Below are 18,605 nucleotides of genomic sequence, written 5' to 3' on the forward strand. Positions count from 1 at the left end.
GTTCAAAATTTAAAAATAAGCAACGAGCCTTAGAGAGTATAGACTCGTTGCAACAAAGCCATTAATCATTAAAAATTAATAATTGAAAATTGATAATTGAATAAGGGGGTTACAAGACCATACCTGTACACTCTTTTCACTGTCAGAAGTAGTTAACGGGTAAAAAAACACAACAAACATAATGGAACAAGCAACGCTTACTATGAAACATGCAACACTTCTTGAGCAACTGAATATTCCTGAAGTTGCTCCTGCTTACAGTACTGGATTAGAAGACGCTCCTGTTGGAGGACGTGAAATCAGAGAGGTTTACTCTCCGGTTGATGGAACTTTGATTGGAAAGGTGGAGATGGCAACGCAAGAGGATTTGGAGAAAGTTATCGTCACTGCTGAGGAGGCATTTAAAGTGTGGAGAAAAGTACCTGCTCCACAGAGAGGAGAGGTGATCCGTAAGATTGGAGAAGCTTTAAGAAAATATAAAGATCCTCTAGGAAAACTAGTGACCTTGGAGATGGGTAAGATCTATCAGGAAGGTTTGGGCGAGGTACAGGAAATGATCGATATCTGTGACTTTGCAGTAGGTTTGTCTAGACAGCTTTATGGCTTGACGATGCACTCAGAAAGACCTGAGCATAGAATGTATGAGCAATGGCATCCAATTGGATTGGTAGGAATTATTTCCGCGTTTAACTTCCCAGTAGCCGTATGGTCATGGAATGCGATGATCGCCGGGGTATGTGGTGATGTAAACATCTGGAAGCCATCTGAGAAAACACCATTGACAGCAGTTGCTTGTCAAAATATTGTAAAAGAAGTATTGAAAGAGGAAGGTCTTCCTGAAGGAATTTTCTCGTATATCGTAGGAGATGCAACCATTGGATCATCCATGTCTCATGACAGTCGTTTCCCATTGATTTCTGCAACAGGTTCTACACGTATGGGTAAGAAAGTTGGAGAGGCTGTAGGGGCACGCCTAGGAAAGTCATTATTAGAGCTTGGAGGGAACAATGCGGTGATTATCACTGAAAATGCCGATATGGAGATGGCTATCCGTGCAACAGTATTTGGTGCTGTAGGTACTTGTGGTCAGCGCTGTACGTCGACACGTCGTTTGATTATTCACGAGTCTCGCTACGAGGAAGTAAAAGAGCGTTTGGTAAAAATTTACCCAACGTTGTCGATCGGTAATCCATTGGAGCAAGCTAACTTGGTAGGTCCGTTGATCGATAAAGATGCGGTAGTTGCTTTCCAAAATGCATTGAGCAAAGCCAAAGAAGAAGGAGGCAATGTACTTGTTGGTGGTGAAGTATTGGAAGGAGAAGGATATGAGACAGGTACTTATGTAAAACCTGCTTTAGTAGAAGCTCAAAACCACTTTGAGATTGTACAAGAAGAGACATTTGCACCTATCCTATACTTAATTAAGTACAGTGGTACGGTAGAAGATGCTATTGCAATCCAAAACAATGTGAAGCAAGGACTTTCTTCAGCGATCTTCACGGATCATATGAGAGAGGCGGAGGCATTCTTGTCTGCTTTGGGTTCAGATTGTGGTATTGCTAACGTGAATATCGGTACTTCAGGTGCTGAAATCGGAGGAGCCTTCGGTGGAGAGAAAGAAACTGGTGGAGGTAGAGAGTCAGGTTCTGATGCATGGAAAGCATATATGAGAAGACAAACCAATACGATTAACTATGGGGCTACTTTGCCATTGGCACAGGGAATCAAGTTTGATCTTTAAGGTTTAAACTACTCTAAAAGCTAGGATTTTATCTGTGAGGTTAGGTTTTATACGCTAATATGTAGTCGCCGATAATATCTGAACGGTTTAATTGGAGTAGGTTATACCTTTGGTATTTATCTTACGAGAAGGAGATCTCAAATTTACGATTTGGGGTCTTCTTTTTTTATCCGATTAGATCCTGTATGCGATAATAAATATGAGTAAATGGAGGTTTATTTAATCTTGTTGTCACCTACTTAAAAATATTGTATAATTAGGTTGAGTAGGTTGCTTTTTTTTGTGTGAGAACCGAAAATAAGATTACATGAGTAAGACAAAAGTAGGTTTGTGGTTTTTAGATCTAGGTGATCTCTATAAATTACTTTTGTGAAATTGTCAGAATGAGATGAGTGCAATAGGTGCTCAATTAGAATTACCCAACCAGAATTAACCCATCAAAACTATGCAGAAAAAGTATAATACCATCATGCTTATCGATGACAATGAAATCGACAACTTGATCAACCGTAAGATGCTGGAAGCATCCAATATTGCAGACAATGTATTGGTGCATACAGGAGCGAAGAGTGCGATTGAATTTTTGAAGAATATAGAGAAGTTACCGGAGTCTTATGCTAAGGATTTATTGCCGGGATTGATCTTTTTGGATATTGATATGCCATTGATGGATGGCTTTCAGTTTCTTGATTTGTTCAATAAGCTTTCTGAGACTACCAAGGCATCATGTAAGATCGTGATGTTGACTTCTTCCGTAAATCCAAGAGATGTAGAACGAGCACAGAGCTATCAGCATATTAAACGCTATTTGAATAAGCCCTTGACGCAACAAATAATTGTAGAGCTAGACTTCTAAGAGTATTCATCTTCTTGTCTTGATTACTTATTGTTCTACTCTGCAAAAAAAAATATTAAAAGTAACATGAGTTATCCCATATTAACATTTAAGGGGGTAACTCATGTTTTTTATTTAAAAAGTACCTTTATGTATTTAAAAATTAGGCAAATTCTTCAAAGCCTTGATTTTTTTGCTTCGTTTTTTCATCAAGGAAAAAATGAAGAAGCTCATACAGGGCTTGTGAGATAGCTGTAAAGTGATGAATTCTCAGAAAACTAAGCCATTTGTTAATATGGGATGATTCATGTTTTTTGTTGTTTTTGACGGGAGGAACAGAGGATTTTTCCTTCTAAAGAAGTATTTCAAACCTACTCTAAAGGAATTTGTCCGGATTTTTAAGAACTTTGTAGCATCAAATCAACATCAATAAGACGAATGAAAGAATCAGTAGCAATATTGTGTGGAGGTGGACCAGCTCCAGGAATTAACACTGTAGTAGGAAGTGTTGCCAAAGTATTTTTAAATCATGGTTATAGAGTCATTGGTTTGCATGAAGGGTACAAAGGGCTTTTCAGTCAAGAAACGGTGGTCGATGAGATCGATTATCAGTTTGCAGACGATATCTATAATCGAGGTGGTTCAGCTTTGAGGATGAGTCGATTCAAGCCAGATTTGTCGACCTTGAATACCTCTTTCTTTAAGGACAATAACGTGAAGTTGTTAATTACTATTGGAGGTGATGATACTGCATCTACAGCCAATAGAATCAGCAAATACTTACAGGATCAAGATATTTCTATCCAGAATATCCACGTACCTAAAACGATTGATAATGACTTACCATTACCAGAAGGTATTCCGACTTTTGGATATAACTCAGCCAAAAATGAAGGAGTAAGTATTGCGTCTACGGTATTGGAGGATGCGAGAACAAGCCAAAACTGGTTTGTAGTTTCTGCTATGGGTAGAGAGGCTGGACATTTGGCAATTGGTATTGGCTCCGCTTGTCATTATCCGATGATCATTATTCCTGAGATGTTTAATAAAGTTCCAGTGACGTTTGAGGCAATTATTCGCTTGGTGGTGAGCTCCATTGTCAAGAGACGTCTTTTAGGAATGAAATATGGAGCGGCTATTATTAGCGAAGGAGTATTCCATTTTATTGATGAAGAGGAGATTAAGAATTCTGATATTCAGTTTACGTTTGATGCCCATGGGCACCCTGAGCTTCACAGTATCAGCAAATCTCACTTATTTGCTTCTATGGTGCAAAAGCGTTTGAATGAGTTGGATTTGAATTCGAAAATGCGTCCAGTAGAGCTAGGATTTGAGTTGCGTTGTACCCAACCTATCGGATATGACTTGACCTATTGTACGTTGTTAGGGTTCGGGGTTTATCAACTTTTCCAGGAAGGTCATTCAGGCTGTATGGTATCGGTAGATATCAACGGGAAAGTAAATCCGTTGTTCTTGAAAGATGTAGAAGATGAGAATGGTAGAGTGAAGGCGCGTCTGGTGAATATCAATGGAGCGAATACACAAGCAGTAATGAATCATGGATTACATTACCTTACTGAAGAGGATTACGAAGCAGCAAAGGCTTATTTGGCAGATCCAGCATATTATGATTTCCATAATATCTTGAGCTGGAAAGCTTAAAGAAGAAAGGAGAAAGGAGAAGTTAAATGATTATTTTCCTTCATCCTTTCTCCTTGAACTGTATAGTATTGAATGCTGTGAAGAGCTTACATATGCAAAACGGCAGGGTCTTGTTGTGCAATGGTTAGCTTGAAATTTTCATCCATACGGATATAACGAGTAGGAGAGAATCCTCTTTCCTGTTTGAGTTGTTGGTACTTTTCAATCATACCACTAATCTTAATGTACTTGTCCCTTTTGACATCACTGATGCCTGTTTTCAGCATTTTGACAAATAGGACAATGTCTTCGCAGTTTTCTTTTCCTAAGATACGTATTTGTCTCTGTATACTGTTAGTTAACTGGTTGAATAGCTCAAAATCTCTCATACAGCAGTACTGTAGGGCTAGAAGTGTCTTGATTTCCAGCATGGCATGAGGGAATTTTTTCATGCTGAGTTCATTGAGCAGGTTATTGATCCAACGAGCAGCTTCATCGTACTTTTTGGCATAGTAGCAAGAGATAGCTCGATATAGGATATAGTTGATATAGTTAGGGGTATCTTCGATATCCGGTAGATAATCGTCGTACAGTTCTATGTTTTCTTGGTACATTTCCTTTTCCGTTTCCAGACGAAGATGTCTGTCAATTTTGGTATATAGGAACTGTGACGGATAGGTAAATATATTACAGAAGGTCAGCATGACTGGCGCTGCCTTATTCACGTTTTCGTAGAAACTTCCTGCCTTGTAGTAAACTTTATAGTGGTGGTAATATTCTAGTTTTAGGTAGTCAAAGACTAGCTGTAGATGTGCGTAAATAGCATCTCTATGGTATAGCTCGAGAATCTTATCAATATTCTCAAAAGTGTCTTCGATGGCTTCCCCCTCATTGTTGACCATATCACCAGCGTTAGTGTCAATGAATAGTCGGTGGAAAATGTTTACACAGCTTTTATATACATAAGGGCGATGTGACTCGTAGCTATCACATTTTTCATTGATACGATCACGGGTCAGGTTTAGCTTTTCTACTTCATCCTGAGAGCCACTGAGGGTGTATTCGCTAAAGATCTTGAAATAGTTAGCTACGGCATCTTCAATCTCATCAACCGCAAGCATATAAGAGATATGCTGGTTGTAGAGCTGTGTATAGCTGAAGTATTCTGGAGAATTGACATTTAGCTTTTTTAATGCCTTATAAACCATGGTCAGCTCATTAGAAAGATCATAGTCGAGGAGTTCTTTTTCTAATTTCTTTAGAGTAGCAATAGAGATGGCTTTCTTTTTAGAGAAAATCATTTCATTGATATTGGCTACTTTTTTGAGCAAGTCCGTACGTGGACTTTCCATTTGCTGTAAAAGATACTCTTCAATTTTCTGGTTGAGGCGTGAACGCAACGTGTAATAAGCGTTGGTATTTACTTGTAGGGTGTCCATAATTTGGGAGTCGGACATATTACGCTCACGCATAGCTTTCAATAAGAAAGCAGATTTATCGGCATTACTATTAGCTAGGTTGTGGTAAATTGCATCAAAATCCTGAATTGAAAGCTGTTTAATGATGTTTTTTAACTTTGCCATAAGTCAACGAGTTAAAATCAGATTCTAGTAGTAATATTTTGAGTTGTTCTGGATGCAATCCTGTTGGGGGCATCTCATTTTTAATAGGGTTTTTTAAGGAAAGGGGAGATTATAAATCTATATTTTTCCTTTTAAGCGCTAGAATCCTAGAAATAGTTTTTAAGGAAATTATATAAGGCTTATTTAATATTTAAAAATATAATTTAAACATTACTAATCCTATTTACTTGTAATAAATCCTTTTGTGGTGCTATTTATTTCTAGAAATTTACAATGTTATTGAAGGTTGTAAGAATATTCTTTTTATTAAAAGACGTACTTTTCTAAGTAAAAGCCATGTCTTTAAGGGGGACTTTTAGGCTTTTCTAATAAAAGGTACATGTATAAGCGTTAGGGAGAGGAGAAGGAGCTTATCGATAAGTCTCTGGGAGATGAAAAGAGAGGAAGGGAATCCTGTAAAACAGTTAGAGTCGCTGGTTGAAGCTCTAAAGAAGTAATAAATACAGGGATTTTGTTACAATGGGTGTGTATAGTTTTTTTCATGAATAATGAGGTTTCTAAGTCTCCTTCAACAAGTAGGTTTCCTGTCCACTTTGGAAAGGAAATATTAGGTTATAGCTGCATGAAGGGTATTCCACCTTGACTTTGCGTTATATAATATTGGTTAATTTTTAGAAAGGAGAAAACCTTTTCTCTAAAAAGTACCCTAATCGTCACTTTTCCAACTATTTATCCAATTGTTTAATAGTTTAAGTCCAAAATCAGTCATGATTGCTTCTGGATGAAATTGGATGCCGTATATGGGGAGACTGTTATGGGAAATAGCCATAACTTCTTGGGCTTTGGTGTAAGCATTGACTACTAAAGGCGCAGAAACCTTTTCCAAAACCAGAGAATGGTAGCGAACTACATTGTAAGGAGAAGGGATGTCCTCAAAAAGAAAAGAATGATCATGAGTAATCAAAGAGCACTTTCCATGCATAGGGCGTTGGGCTTTGACTAATGAAGCGCCAAAGTAACTTCCTATGGCTTGGTGACCTAGACAAATACCTAGAATAGGAAGCTTGTCATGGTAATAGTCAAGCACCTGCATCAGATTACCAGACAACTCTGGAGTAGAAGGGCCAGGTGATAAAACAACCGCATTGTATTCTTGCTGACAGATATCTTCCAAGGGAGTATGGTTGCGAACAACATGGCATGTTTCACCTAACTGCCCGAAGTAATCTACCAGGTTGTAGGTAAATGAATCAAAATTATCTAGAAGAAGAATCATAGCGATGGTTGTTAGTATCTATAAAGATAAAAAAGAGGTTATCTCATAACTGAAAGGATAAAGGAGAAAGGATGAAGGAAAAGCACTTCTTAAGGTGGCTTTTATTCCTCCAATCTTTCTCCTTCAACTTTTCTGAATATATTTTGAGTGTTATTAGCTTTTCTCCTCAGTTATGAGAGCATTTCTCTTCTACAAAGGTATGAATTTTTTGAAAATCATTGTTGCTGATCGATCAGGTCTTTCAGTTCCTTTAATTGATCAGCATTCTTTTTTAATTCCTCTCCTTGTTTCTTGTACTTTTCATATTGCTCCATCAACTCTTTGTCATTGAGGTGCTCGCTAAGTTGTTCTACCTGATCCTTGAAGTTGTCGGATAGTTGACTGGCTACGACAACCGCTTTTTCATTAAGTGCAATTAACTTAGGGTAAACAATAGAGTTTTCATAGTTTTCTTTGGGAAGGTCGATGTGGACGGAGCGTAGCAACCCAATAATGATAGCTAGTGATAGCGCATATTTGAATCCTCCTACTGCCAGGGCAGCGACATTATCCAGATCGTCCAATACGGAGTAATCGATAATCTTTTGTAGTTTTCTGCCCATAATATTGAGCCCGATAGTTCCTACAATATAAAAGACAATAAATAAGAAAAATACGAGTGATCGAGGTGTTTCGAAGTCAGTTCCCTCTGTGCTGGTAAATAAAATAGAGATTCCCCAGAACACTAAAAGTACCCCGATAATGAATACAGAAGAAGAGATGATTTCAAGGAGAAAGCCCCTTTTGAATCCCTTGTATGCTCCAAAAATAATGATACCTCCCAATAGGATATCCACAATTTCTACAGAGCCTGATGCGAACCCCAATAGGGTAGATGGTAAATCAAACATGGACGATTAAAGTGTGATTGTTACGTTCTATGTGGATTGATCGTTTATAAAGTTGTGCTTTAAGCCTATCAAGATAGTACGAAAAAAAGATTTATTCGTTGCGCAGCCATCAAAATTTAAAGAAAAGCCGTAAGGTTGAGGCAGCTTACGCCGCTAGTTGAGTAGCACTGCGTGCTGTTGAGATTCACCTTCGGTGAGTTGAGTCTTGTATGGCATGTAAGCGCCATATTGAGTTCAGAAAACTCAACGAGCGAAGCTCCACTCAACAGCCCGAAGGGCTCCTCAACAGCGAAGCGCTCAACCAGCGGCTTATGCCGCCTCAACAATTATTGATTTAGCGCTGCTTTTACGGCATTAGCGACAGCTTTGCCATCAGCCTTACCCGCCAATTGCTTGGAAGCTACTCCCATTACTTTTCCCATATCCTTAGGAGATGATGCGCCTACAGAAGCAATGATTTCAGCGATTGCTGCATTCAGCTCTTCTTCTGTTAATTGTTTAGGAAGAAAACGCTCGATTACTGCTAGCTCAGCCAACTCTGTAGCGGCTAGTTCTTCTCTGCCTGCATCTTGGTAAACGACCGCCGCATCTTTGCGTTGTTTCGCTTCTTTTGTTAATAACTTTACTTCTTCTTCTTCGCTTAGTTCTCCTTGATTGCCATCAGCGGTTTCAGCTAATTGAATCTTTGCTTTAATGGATTTCAAGGCCGTGAGGGTTGTTTTATCTTTGGCTTTCATGGCCACTTTCATTTCCTCTTGAATTTTAGCTTTTAAGCTCATGGTCTATGGAATTACTTGTTTTAAAATATATTTATTATAAAATATGTTATTACATTACATTCATATTCTATACTTCTTTATAAGAATATGACAATCAATATTACAAACATCTTTTAAGCAAAACAAAACGATTAGGAGTACGATGACAAGACTTAGCGTGAACATCAATAAAGTAGCTACGATTCGAAATGCTAGAGGAGGGAACAATCCCGATGTGATTAAGGTAGCACAGGATTGTGAGCGCTTTGGTGCAGAGGGGATTACTGTGCATCCTCGCCCTGATGAGAGACATATTCGTTATGCGGATGTACGAGCATTGAAGCAAGTGGTCACTACAGAATTTAATATTGAAGGAAACCCAGTAGATGGTTTTATGAACCTGGTACTGGAAGTAAAACCAGATCAGGCGACACTGGTTCCTGATGCTATAGATGCCATTACCTCTAATGCAGGTTGGAATACGATAGCTCATAAGGATTATTTAACAGAGGTCATTGCTACCTTGAAAAAGGAAGGGATAAGAACATCGATCTTTGTAGATCCTATAGAAGAAATGGTAGAAGGAGCTGCTGCAGTAGGGGCAGACCGAGTGGAGCTTTATACAGAGCCTTATGCGGTAAACTTTAAACAGAATCCAGCTGAAGCTATTGCGGCTTATCAAAAGGCAGCCAAGAGAGCGAAAGCGCTGGGCTTGGGGCTGAATGCAGGTCATGATCTTGATTTGGAAAACCTACGCTACTTCAGTGAGCACATTGAAGGCCTGGATGAAGTGTCCATTGGGCATGCACTCATTTGTGACGCTTTGTACTATGGTTTGGAAAATACCATTCGTCTTTACAGACGACAGTTGGAGAAATAACGGAGTATGTTTGTTGAACCGTTGAATGGGGTGAAGCTCCACTCAACGGTTCAATACACTATGCAATGGATTCAACAATTACCAATGACAATACACCATAAACACATAATTACCTATGCTTGCTTACACCCTGCTGCTACAGAAAAACATATGGTGGAGGCATTGACTATTGCAGAACAACAACATTACCAAGGTATTGTAGTTCCGTCTTTTTGGGTAAAGAAGATAAAAAGGGACATGACGCTTCCTGGGATGCAATTGATTACTCCTATAGGATACCCCTATGGGTACTCAAGGACAGAACCAAAGCTAACCGAAATACAAATAGCGATGGACGAGGGAGTCCAGGCGGTAGAGGTTGCATTAAATACCAGTGCTTTTTTAACGAACCCTAAAGGGTGGGCAAAGTTTGAGTTGGCCCGATTTTCGAAGCTATTACATCGTAGTGAAACCTTACTACATGTATCGATGAATCCCTTATTCCTTTCTGGGGATTTATTTAGGGATGCCGTAAGCATATGTAGAGATATGGGAGTTGACCAAGTAGTTCTTTCACCTGAGGCTCACCCAGATCATTATCATAAGGTCAAGGAGTGGGTAAAAGATTATATGGAAGTAAAGCTGTACTGCAGGCATAAGCATTTGCTGCAAACTTCTTCATACGAGAAGGTTGAAAGGATAGGTTTATTGCATCCAGTAGAATATCAACTGCAATAGTTTTATTCACATTGAATGAGGCATAGATTTTTTGTTTAGCGCTTATCACTTAGTGTTTAATAAATAATAACCTATAGGCGGCATATATATGCATGTCAAAAAGCTCTTAAGCTAAAACACTGAATAGTAAGCCCAATATTAATGATTACAGTAACGTTGAATATAGAATAGACACTTTAACCCTAAATCGAAAATAAGCTGATGAATAGCGTAAATTTATTTAATGAATTCTCTGAAACGACGAAAAACGAATGGAAAGACGTCGCGGTGAAGAGCCTGAAAGGAGGTGACTATGAGCGTATTTGCTGGTACCCAGAGAAGGAAGATTTTTTTGTAGAACCAATCTATACCGCAGAAGAGAGATCTTCTTTAAAAGGACTATTACAAACCGTATATCAACAAGATAATGCCTGGGATAACTGTCAGCATGTTGATGTGTTACACTTTGGGGAAGCAAATAAAAAAGCTCTAGAAGCCCTGAGTAATGGAGCTGATTCAGTCACTTTTGACCTTTCTGCATTTGTATTGGAGGACTTTGACCTTCCGGTTCTTTTAAATGATATTTTGTTACAACACTGTAAGGTCAATTTCATTATTAAAGAGGAGTTGATGGGCTTCTTGAAGTGTTATCAGGAATTAGTGAAGGCCAGACAAGTTTCTTTTGATCAAATTAGAGGAACTGTTCGATCTTTATTTTCTGATAGTGATGAAATTGCCTTAGGAATACAAACTTCTGTTTTTCCATCGTTAAAGCTCAATATTATTGGTAACCTTGATGAAATAAAGGTAACGAAGAGGATTTCAGAACTGATAGACGTTTTGGTTGAGCGCATTAATTATTTTACAGAAAAAGGAATTGCCGTAGAGGATATTTTTAAACATACGGAGTATGTTCTGGATGTCAAGAATAACTACTTTTTTGAATTGGCAGGGCTAAGAGCTTTGAGATTTTTACATTCTAAGGTAGGAGAAAAAGTAGGTGTACAACATCCAGAGTTACTGGAAGCCAGGATTCATACTTTTACCTCTCTCAATCAAGTTAATGAGGGGGCAGATCTCAATCATAACCTTTTGAGCAATACGACACAGGCGATGTCAGCCATATTGGGTGGCTGTACCACTTTATCTGTGAAACCTCACGTATGGGGCAAGCAGGAAGTGACTCCTTTTTCAGAGCGTATCGCCAGAAATGTCTCTAATATCTTGAAAAAAGAAGCTTACCTCGATAGGGTGGAGGACCCTGCAGCAGGATCATATTATATTGAAAGCCTAACAGAGAAAATTGCAAAAAGTGCCTGGGAGCAATTTCAGGTGAAGTAATATTCCGATTTTATAAGGAAGGTTTAAAGTAGAAGGAAACAGGGGAATGAAGTAATTTATTCATTCATATCGTTTATGAAGATCACTCCTGATTCCTATCTCTTTAAACCTTTTATTATTTTTATGGCACACAAAAACTAATCACTAACGACAAAATAATATGAGGCATATGAGACAATTCTTTATGACGGTATTCTTGAGTCTTTCTATGGGACTTTTGGGAGCATATCTTTATGAGGTATGGTCTGAATCTGCTCAGGAAAAAGAAGTACAAGCTTATCTTTCTAATCACAATATGACGGGAGCGGATGTTGTTCCATTGACGTATTCGAGTGATCGGGATTGGAATAGGGTGAAAGAAGGTGAGTCGACTAAGAATATTCCAGTATCCTTTGTGGAGGCGGCAGAAAATGCGACCCGTTCGGTGGTGTATATTAAGACGTTTACAGATCGATCTTCTTATTCTGGAGGAGGAACGTGGTTGGATTTATTTTTTGATCGAAGAAGCTCCGGAAGAGGGCAACTGGGATCTGGTTCAGGAGTGATCTATTCCGCAGATGGCTATGTAGTGACCAACAACCACGTAGTGAAAGGGGCTGATCGTATAGAGGTGGTTTACCAGAAGCGAACCTATTCGGCAGAGCTGAAAGGTATCGACCCATCAACGGACTTGGCCTTATTGAAGATTGAGGCTGATAATTTACCATCCATAAGAGTGGCTAGCTCCAGGGCAGTGAGTGTAGGAGACTGGGTGTTGGCCGTAGGAAATCCATTTAATTTGGCGACAACCGTAACGGCTGGTATAGTGAGTGCTAAAGGACGGAAAATCAATATCCTGAAAGATTTATTTCCCATAGAGTCTTTTATACAAACGGATGCGGCAATTAACCCCGGAAATAGTGGAGGTGCTTTGGTAAATACTGATGGAGACTTGGTAGGAATCAATACGGCCATCTTATCCAAAACCGGTTCTTATGCCGGGTACGGTTTTGCCGTTCCTTCAGATATTATGGTGAAAGTGGTCAATGATATTATTCAATATGGTGCAGTACAAAAGGCTTTCTTGGGGGCAGAAGTGGCAGAGATCGATGAGAATATTTCTCGACAGTTGCAGTTGAAGAGCTTGGAAGGAGTAGTCATATTTGAGGTTGAAGAAGGAGGTGGAGCTGCCAAGGCTGGCTTGAAGAAAGGAGACGTTATCAAAAAGATTGATAACTATACCATTCTTACTGAAGCCGATTATGCGGAGCAGCTAAGTTTTTATGCCCCTGGAGATCAGGTGACCGTAAACTATCTCAGAAAGGGAGCGTTGGCATCTGCTAAACTAACCTTGACGAATGTAGAGGGAGGAACAGGAATTGCTCGTAAGAAAATCTATAATGCGAGTAATATTGGGGCGAAGTTTGAAACAGTTCCCAAACTAGAAAGAACTCGTTTGGGAATCGATAGTGGTATCCGTATCCTAGGGGTTGATCGTGGTGGATTGATTGATCGTATGGACTTATATAAGGGAGAAATTATTGTAAGTATTAATCGATTCCCTATCAATGAAGCGAAAGATTTCTCGGAGATTTTGGAACAGATTCGTGGCCGGGTAATCTTGGAAGTCTTGAATAGAAATGGACAACGGAAGTACTATTCTTATATCTTTTAAGAGAACCTTCACAATTGATAAGAGTTTTTCATGAACCATTATGACTATTTTTGGTTATATGAACGTATCTTCATGTGAAATTAATGGGGCTATAATTGAACCATTTATTACATTTGTAAAAGCAAAAAATCAAATAGTTAAATCGCGATATATATTAAGACAATGGCAAGAGAACAAGTAAGATGTTTAATCATCGGTTCCGGACCAGCAGGTTATACTGCTGCTATTTATACTTCAAGAGCGAATCTTTCTCCGGTAATGTACCAGGGAGACCAGCCAGGAGGACAATTGACGATCACGAATGATGTAGAGAACTTCCCTGGTTATCCAGAAGGTGTTGTGGGACCACAAATGATGATGGATCTTCAGAAGCAGGCGGAGCGTTTCGGTACAGATATTCGCCATGGTCTTGTGACAAAAGTAGAGTTGAGTAAAGACGGTGGTAAGCACCTGGCTATTGTAGATGGTAAGCACGAGATCGAGGCAGATACTGTGATAATCTCTACAGGAGCATCAGCCAAATGGTTGGGCTTGGAGTCAGAGCAACGCCTGAATGGTAAAGGAGTTTCTGCTTGTGCCGTTTGTGATGGTTTCTTCTACCGTGGACAAGATGTTGTCGTTGTTGGTGGTGGTGATACGGCTGCTGAAGAGGCTACTTACCTGGCTAACATTTGTAATAAAGTATACTTGTTGGTAAGAAGAGATGAGATGCGTGCTTCTCAGATTATGCAGCAACGTGTAGATAAAGCAAAAAACCTGGAAGTACTTTGGAATACTTCTACTGTAGAGGTAGTTGGTGATGATGCTGTAACAGGTGTAAAAGTAGTGAACAACGTAACCAAGGAAGAGCGCACATTAGATGTGACTGGTTTCTTTGTAGCGATTGGACACAAGCCGAACACAGATATCTTCGAGGGACAGTTGGATATGGATAGCAACGGTTACTTGATCACAGCGGCAGATAGCACAGCGACTAACATCCCAGGGGTATTTGCTTCAGGAGATGCGCAGGACCACGTATTTAGACAAGCGATCACAGCTGCAGGTACAGGATGTATGGCGGCTTTGGAAGCAGAAAGATACTTGGCAGCGAAAGAAGTAGAAGTGTGATTTTTCCGTGAAAAATTTTAACTTTAGCAACTGTCAGAGCTTATTTAGAATACTGATTTAGATAGAGAAAATTTCTATAACCTGTTCAAATCAAGTCAGATTTGAAGATAATAGTGGTTCTATTTGATGAAAATATGGATTGATTTGAACAGTGATTAGAGTAATTTTCTCTCTAGATCAGTGTTCTAAATAAGCTCTTATGATTTTTGATTACTGACAGTTGTTTTTGCAAGCGTATATAAGTGGAAGGGAGGGCATATCCCTTTAGTGCACACTGAATGCGTTCAAGATAAACTAAACAATCAGGTCAAGGTATCTAAAAATACCTTGGTTCTACATATTAACAAGCAAACCGTCGTCATGTGTTTATGATCCAGTAATAGACTGATAGAAAGATCAGACAGGAGCAGCGTGATGAGCAATTTTTCTCGAACAATGCGTGTATTACTACTACTAACAATAGGAACTTTTTTGCTCACCTCAGAAAGTGCTACGGCACAAATGAAAAACCCGAAATGGTGGTGGAGCAAAGAAAAGAAAGAAATTTTTCGTGCGGAAGAAGCCGAGCGCGAGCAGGAAAGACAGCGATTGAAAGCATTGGAAGATGCTTTTGTCTATCAAACAGAAGCATCTGTTTGTGAAGAAGAGGCGCTGTTGGAGTCCTTAGCAGAAGGGATTAATAATGAGGATAACCTTGCTCATGGAAACTGTCATACCCAGTTTGATTTGGGTAATGGCAAGTTGATTGATCAGGATTACCTGGATGCAACGGCACATTACTATATATGGGATCAGTACAATGTGGACCCTTATCATATTCCCATTAAAGAATTTAAGGATACGGTAGCTTTACAGTTATTTGACGAAGCTTTGGCAGAAGAAGCTTGGGCTTATCCTATTGACCCTTCCAGAACGACCTCCAAGTACGGTTTCAGAAGATGGCGTTTTCACCACGGTATAGACCTTAAGTTGAATATAGGAGACTCCGTGAGAGCGACTTTTGATGGGGTGGTACGTATCGCTAAATATGACCGAGGAGGTTATGGTTACTACGTGATGATACGTCACAAAAATGGACTGGAAACACTTTATGGACACTTGACGGAGTACCTTGTACGTCCAGGAGACGAAGTAAAGGCAGGGCAATTGATTGGCCTTGGAGGAAACACCGGTAGAAGTTCAGGTCCTCACTTGCACTTTGAAGTGCGTTACCAAGGACATGGTTTTGATCCCGCCAAGTTATTCGATTTTGATGGGCATACCCCTCTGGCAGCCAATATGGAGCTAGCACCGGAAGATTATGCCTTGCTCAAGAAGATGAGTGAGAGTGTGTACCACCGTATTCGTCGTGGGGATAGTCTTTGGACCATTAGCCGTCGATATAGAACTTCCATCAACAAGATCTGTCGCCTAAATGGCATTTCCAGAAGAACGACCTTGAGAGTAGGTAGGAAGCTAAGAGTAAGATAGGGAAGGTAAGAGGTAAAAAGTAAAAAGTAAAAGGTAAGAGGTAAAAGGTTTATATCACCTCTTACCTTTTACTTTTTACCTCTTACCTTCCACTAAGTCTCTGATCACGACAGAGGCACAAGTCAACCCAAAAATGGCAGGCATATAGGAGATTGTCCCGATGACTGATTTTTTGTTTCTCATCCCTTCTACAGGAATTACTTTACTCTTGTCAATATCTTCTGGAGAGAATACCACCTTGATCCCTTTACGAATTCTGAATGGCTTTAGTCCTTTTCGGACTTTACGAGCCAACATACAGTTATAGGTCTTGGAGATATCAGCAATCTGAGTTTTGGAAGGGTCAACCTTACCACCAGCTCCCATTGCACTAATAATCTTCAAATTACGCTCTTTGGCTTCTTTTAGGAGGGTAATCTTAGGCGCAAGAGTATCGATACATTCCATCACGTAATCGTAAGGCTCCGCATCTAATAACTCCTTAATTTCTTCTTCCTCCAGGTATTTGGTAATGGCCTTTAGCTCCAACTCAGGATTGATATCCAATAACCTTTTGACAAAAACATCTGTTTTGTTCTCTCCGTGCGTACTGCTTAGTGCAATGATTTGACGGTTACGGTTACTAGGGTCTACCGTGTCTCCATCAACAATCGTCATTTTACCTACCCCTGCACGTGCGATTGCTTCGGCGGCAAATCCACCCACACCACCTAGTCCTACGACCAGTACGTGGGCATTTTTCAGTTGTTGTACTTTTTCATCTCCAAGTAAAAGCTCCGTTCTCTCTTGCCAGGACATAGTATTTCCTTTATCTGTGTTTACAATTTGACCTAATATAAGAACAAGTATTCTCTACTTATCCTTCAAAAAGTGCAAGTTTACGAAAGTTTGAGGAAATACGCTCGATTAAAGTGAAGATAGGAATTTCTTTGAGCTGTGCTGCTTGCTCATAAACCTGCTGAATAGACAGTTCTTTTTTATCATCGGTTTCCAAGAAAAGGCGATCTATAGGAGTCTGCAGAAAGGCTTCGATAACCTTGGGTCTGTTTTTAAAAAGAACCTCTCCGTAAGAAAGGTAGCACCCCGTTTTCAATAGCTGTTGCGCAATTTGTAGATTCCCTTGAAATCCATGAATGACCCAAGGTTGTTGTGCTTTGGATTGCTTACGCATTTGCAAGAGATCCGGGTAACTTCTGACTGCATGGATAATCATAGGTTTACTCAATTGCTCGGCACATTGGATATGTTGGACAAATACCTCTTTTTGTAGTTCAAAGGGCGTGTCAATAGCCCTATCCAAGCCCGTCTCTCCAATAAAAAGAACATGTTTGCGATCAGCAGCTTTCGTCAGATTATTGAGTACCCCCTGATGCTCTTCGATATGCCAAGGGTGTAAGCCAACAGATTGATACTGTTGGCTATCATTTTCTTGGAACTCCTGTAAAAAGGTATTGAGGACGGTAATTCCTTGAGGGGAGGGGTGATGTGTGTGGATGTTGATATAGGTTGGAGTAGGCATAGACGATATGTTCATGATGTTTAATTGAGCTTCGCTCGTTCATGATGTTTAGTTGCTGTATCGTTGAGGCAGCTTACGCTGCTTTTTGATTAATATGGTTCGATTAACAAATCAACTCAATTCAACCCAATGTAAAGCATTGAAATATAGAGATGAAACAATTAAACATCATGAACGAGCGAAGCTCAATTAAACATCGTCAACAAAACTGAAACGTTATCGGTAGATGGCAATGGATGGCGTAGCTCGCTCCGAGCTTACTTGCCCTCGGTACATCCCTTCAGAGTTAAATACCAATTCAATATTTCCTTCTTTATCAATTGCTATGATACCTCCTTCGCCATTGCATTTTACCAACTGGTCCATCACGACTTTATCGGAAGCCTCTTTTAAGGACATTCCTCCAAATTCCATTCTTGCTGAAATATCCCGGGCAACCGTATTTTGGATAAAGTGCTCTCCATATCCAGTACAGGAAACGGCACAGGATTGATTATCGGCGTAGGTACCACAACCGATCAAGGCACTATCTCCTAGTCGTCCGTACTTTTTATTGGTCAATCCGCCAGTAGATGTGGCTGCGGCCAGATTGCCATCCATATCCAAAGCAACGGCTCCTACTGTACCAAACTTATAATCTCCACCTTTGGCATCATGGTTGGCGATAGGGGATTCTGTCTCCATCTCAGAGGCACCGTCATGGTCCAGTAGTGCACGATCTTCATCCTTTACTGCTTGCCATTGTTGGTAGCGTTCTTCCGTATAGAAATAATCTGCTGTTACTTTCTCTAGTTCTTCAAATTGAAGGGCATAGTTTTCGGCTCCTTCTCCATTGAGAAATACAAAGCGATCGTCTTCCAGTACTTTCTGAGCTAAGGAGATCGGATTTTTTATGGTTTTTACTTCAGCAACGGCCCCTGCGATACGACGCTTACCACACATAATGGAAGCCTCCATTTCGTTAGTGCCCTTATTCGAGAATACAGCACCTTTTCCTGCATTGAACAAGGGGCTATCTTCCATGACTTTTACGGCAGCTTCTACGGCTTTTAAGGCTGATCCTCCTTGACAAAGAATTTCTTGACCTGCTGTTAATGCGTTTGTAAGGGCTTCAGTATAGGCGGCTTCTAATGCGGGCGTCATCATGGAAGGCAATATGGTACCGGCACCACCATGAATGGCTAAAGCATATTTTTTCATACGTTTATTTG

Annotated in this window: 16 protein-coding genes; 9 read left to right on the forward strand and 7 right to left on the reverse strand. The window is 39.9% G+C overall.

Translation table 11 applies throughout. The annotated features are described in order from the left end of the window. The first annotated feature begins 202 nt into the window (after nucleotides 1-202). From amaB to ABD985_RS09195, 3 genes are all read left to right on the forward strand, one after another. The gene (gene amaB / locus ABD985_RS09185) at nucleotides 203-1,741 is read left to right on the forward strand and encodes an L-piperidine-6-carboxylate dehydrogenase (RefSeq protein ID WP_345371123.1); all 1,539 of its coding nucleotides are present in this window, start codon (nucleotides 203-205) and stop codon (nucleotides 1,739-1,741) included. A 445-nt stretch (nucleotides 1,742-2,186) separates the two neighbouring features. Further along, nucleotides 2,187-2,597, forward strand: coding sequence for a response regulator (locus ABD985_RS09190; protein ID WP_345371125.1), 411 nt, complete (start codon nucleotides 2,187-2,189; stop codon nucleotides 2,595-2,597). A 417-nt stretch (nucleotides 2,598-3,014) separates the two neighbouring features. Then, complete coding sequence (locus ABD985_RS09195) at nucleotides 3,015-4,238, forward strand: 6-phosphofructokinase (protein ID WP_345371126.1); 1,224 nt, start codon at nucleotides 3,015-3,017, stop codon at nucleotides 4,236-4,238. 86 nt (nucleotides 4,239-4,324) lie between these two features. Here the strand turns inward: ABD985_RS09195 and ABD985_RS09200 are convergent, their stop codons facing one another. From ABD985_RS09200 to ABD985_RS09215, 4 genes are all read right to left on the reverse strand, one after another. Further along, nucleotides 4,325-5,800 (reverse strand): hypothetical protein, encoded by a 1,476-nt coding sequence (locus ABD985_RS09200; RefSeq protein ID WP_345371128.1) that lies wholly within the window; start codon nucleotides 5,798-5,800, stop codon nucleotides 4,325-4,327. Nucleotides 5,801-6,506: 706 nt separating this feature from the next. Next, nucleotides 6,507-7,076 (reverse strand): anthranilate synthase component II, encoded by a 570-nt coding sequence (locus tag ABD985_RS09205; protein WP_345371129.1) that lies wholly within the window; start codon nucleotides 7,074-7,076, stop codon nucleotides 6,507-6,509. 215 nt (nucleotides 7,077-7,291) lie between these two features. Beyond that, nucleotides 7,292-7,966 carry a CvpA family protein gene (locus ABD985_RS09210; protein WP_345371132.1) on the reverse strand — a complete coding sequence of 225 codons (675 nt, stop codon included), beginning with the start codon at nucleotides 7,964-7,966 and terminating at the stop codon, nucleotides 7,292-7,294. Between the two features lie 326 nt (nucleotides 7,967-8,292). Beyond that, entirely contained in the window at nucleotides 8,293-8,745 is a 453-nt protein-coding gene (locus tag ABD985_RS09215) for a GatB/YqeY domain-containing protein (RefSeq protein WP_345371133.1), read from the reverse strand. 142 nt (nucleotides 8,746-8,887) lie between these two features. Here ABD985_RS09215 and ABD985_RS09220 point away from each other — a divergent pair, with 142 nt between their 5' ends. The 6 genes from ABD985_RS09220 (at nucleotide 8,888) to ABD985_RS09245 (ending at nucleotide 15,875) form a co-directional block, all read left to right on the forward strand. After that, nucleotides 8,888-9,604 (forward strand): pyridoxine 5'-phosphate synthase, encoded by a 717-nt coding sequence (locus ABD985_RS09220; protein WP_345371135.1) that lies wholly within the window; start codon nucleotides 8,888-8,890, stop codon nucleotides 9,602-9,604. Between the two features lie 84 nt (nucleotides 9,605-9,688). Beyond that, nucleotides 9,689-10,321 (forward strand): beta/alpha barrel domain-containing protein, encoded by a 633-nt coding sequence (locus tag ABD985_RS09225; RefSeq protein ID WP_345371137.1) that lies wholly within the window; start codon nucleotides 9,689-9,691, stop codon nucleotides 10,319-10,321. 201 nt (nucleotides 10,322-10,522) lie between these two features. After that, complete coding sequence (locus tag ABD985_RS09230) at nucleotides 10,523-11,641, forward strand: methylmalonyl-CoA mutase family protein (protein ID WP_345371138.1); 1,119 nt, start codon at nucleotides 10,523-10,525, stop codon at nucleotides 11,639-11,641. A gap of 169 nt (nucleotides 11,642-11,810) precedes the next feature. Next, a complete protein-coding gene (locus ABD985_RS09235; protein WP_345371140.1) occupies nucleotides 11,811-13,295 on the forward strand; it encodes a trypsin-like peptidase domain-containing protein in 1,485 nt (494 codons plus the stop codon). Nucleotides 13,296-13,457: 162 nt separating this feature from the next. Continuing rightward, the gene (gene trxB, locus ABD985_RS09240) at nucleotides 13,458-14,405 is read left to right on the forward strand and encodes a thioredoxin-disulfide reductase (protein ID WP_345371142.1); all 948 of its coding nucleotides are present in this window, start codon (nucleotides 13,458-13,460) and stop codon (nucleotides 14,403-14,405) included. 435 nt (nucleotides 14,406-14,840) lie between these two features. Then, nucleotides 14,841-15,875, forward strand: a complete 1,035-nt coding sequence (locus tag ABD985_RS09245) for a peptidoglycan DD-metalloendopeptidase family protein (protein WP_345371143.1) — start codon at nucleotides 14,841-14,843, stop codon at nucleotides 15,873-15,875. Between the two features lie 75 nt (nucleotides 15,876-15,950). On the opposite strand, the gene ABD985_RS09250 is transcribed toward ABD985_RS09245, so the two are convergent. The 3 genes from ABD985_RS09250 to ABD985_RS09260 all read right to left on the reverse strand — a co-directional run bounded on the left by ABD985_RS09250 (nucleotide 15,951) and on the right by ABD985_RS09260 (nucleotide 18,594). Continuing rightward, nucleotides 15,951-16,673, reverse strand: a complete 723-nt coding sequence (locus tag ABD985_RS09250; RefSeq protein ID WP_345371144.1) for a tRNA threonylcarbamoyladenosine dehydratase — start codon at nucleotides 16,671-16,673, stop codon at nucleotides 15,951-15,953. Between the two features lie 58 nt (nucleotides 16,674-16,731). After that, entirely contained in the window at nucleotides 16,732-17,409 is a 678-nt protein-coding gene (locus ABD985_RS09255; RefSeq protein ID WP_345371146.1) for a TatD family hydrolase, read from the reverse strand. Nucleotides 17,410-17,610: 201 nt separating this feature from the next. After that, entirely contained in the window at nucleotides 17,611-18,594 is a 984-nt protein-coding gene (locus ABD985_RS09260) for an isoaspartyl peptidase/L-asparaginase family protein (protein ID WP_345371147.1), read from the reverse strand. Nucleotides 18,595-18,605: the final 11 nt, after the last annotated feature.

Origin of the sequence: Algivirga pacifica (genome assembly GCF_039543525.1) — a bacterium.
In the GTDB taxonomy this organism is placed as follows: domain Bacteria; phylum Bacteroidota; class Bacteroidia; order Cytophagales; family Flammeovirgaceae; genus Algivirga; species Algivirga pacifica.

Bases quoted from the DNA above. Each gene is read 5' to 3' on its own strand.
- ABD985_RS09260 (WP_345371147.1), bottom strand. From the start codon at position 18,594: ATGAAAAAATATGCTTTAGCCATTCATGGTGGTGCCGGTACCATATTG.
- ABD985_RS09250 (WP_345371144.1), bottom strand. From the start codon at position 16,673: ATGTCCTGGCAAGAGAGAACGGAGCTTTTACTTGGAGATGAAAAAGTA.
- ABD985_RS09245 (WP_345371143.1), top strand. From the start codon at position 14,841: ATGCGTGTATTACTACTACTAACAATAGGAACTTTTTTGCTCACCTCA.
- amaB (WP_345371123.1), top strand. From the start codon at position 203: ATGAAACATGCAACACTTCTTGAGCAACTGAATATTCCTGAAGTTGCT.
- ABD985_RS09235 (WP_345371140.1), top strand. From the start codon at position 11,811: ATGAGACAATTCTTTATGACGGTATTCTTGAGTCTTTCTATGGGACTT.
- ABD985_RS09255 (WP_345371146.1), bottom strand. From the start codon at position 17,409: ATGAACATATCGTCTATGCCTACTCCAACCTATATCAACATCCACACA.
- ABD985_RS09210 (WP_345371132.1), bottom strand. From the start codon at position 7,966: ATGTTTGATTTACCATCTACCCTATTGGGGTTCGCATCAGGCTCTGTA.
- ABD985_RS09190 (WP_345371125.1), top strand. From the start codon at position 2,187: ATGCAGAAAAAGTATAATACCATCATGCTTATCGATGACAATGAAATC.
- trxB (WP_345371142.1), top strand. From the start codon at position 13,458: ATGGCAAGAGAACAAGTAAGATGTTTAATCATCGGTTCCGGACCAGCA.
- ABD985_RS09195 (WP_345371126.1), top strand. From the start codon at position 3,015: ATGAAAGAATCAGTAGCAATATTGTGTGGAGGTGGACCAGCTCCAGGA.
- ABD985_RS09220 (WP_345371135.1), top strand. From the start codon at position 8,888: ATGACAAGACTTAGCGTGAACATCAATAAAGTAGCTACGATTCGAAAT.
- ABD985_RS09200 (WP_345371128.1), bottom strand. From the start codon at position 5,800: ATGGCAAAGTTAAAAAACATCATTAAACAGCTTTCAATTCAGGATTTT.
- ABD985_RS09225 (WP_345371137.1), top strand. From the start codon at position 9,689: ATGACAATACACCATAAACACATAATTACCTATGCTTGCTTACACCCT.
- ABD985_RS09205 (WP_345371129.1), bottom strand. From the start codon at position 7,076: ATGATTCTTCTTCTAGATAATTTTGATTCATTTACCTACAACCTGGTA.
- ABD985_RS09230 (WP_345371138.1), top strand. From the start codon at position 10,523: ATGAATAGCGTAAATTTATTTAATGAATTCTCTGAAACGACGAAAAAC.
- ABD985_RS09215 (WP_345371133.1), bottom strand. From the start codon at position 8,745: ATGAGCTTAAAAGCTAAAATTCAAGAGGAAATGAAAGTGGCCATGAAA.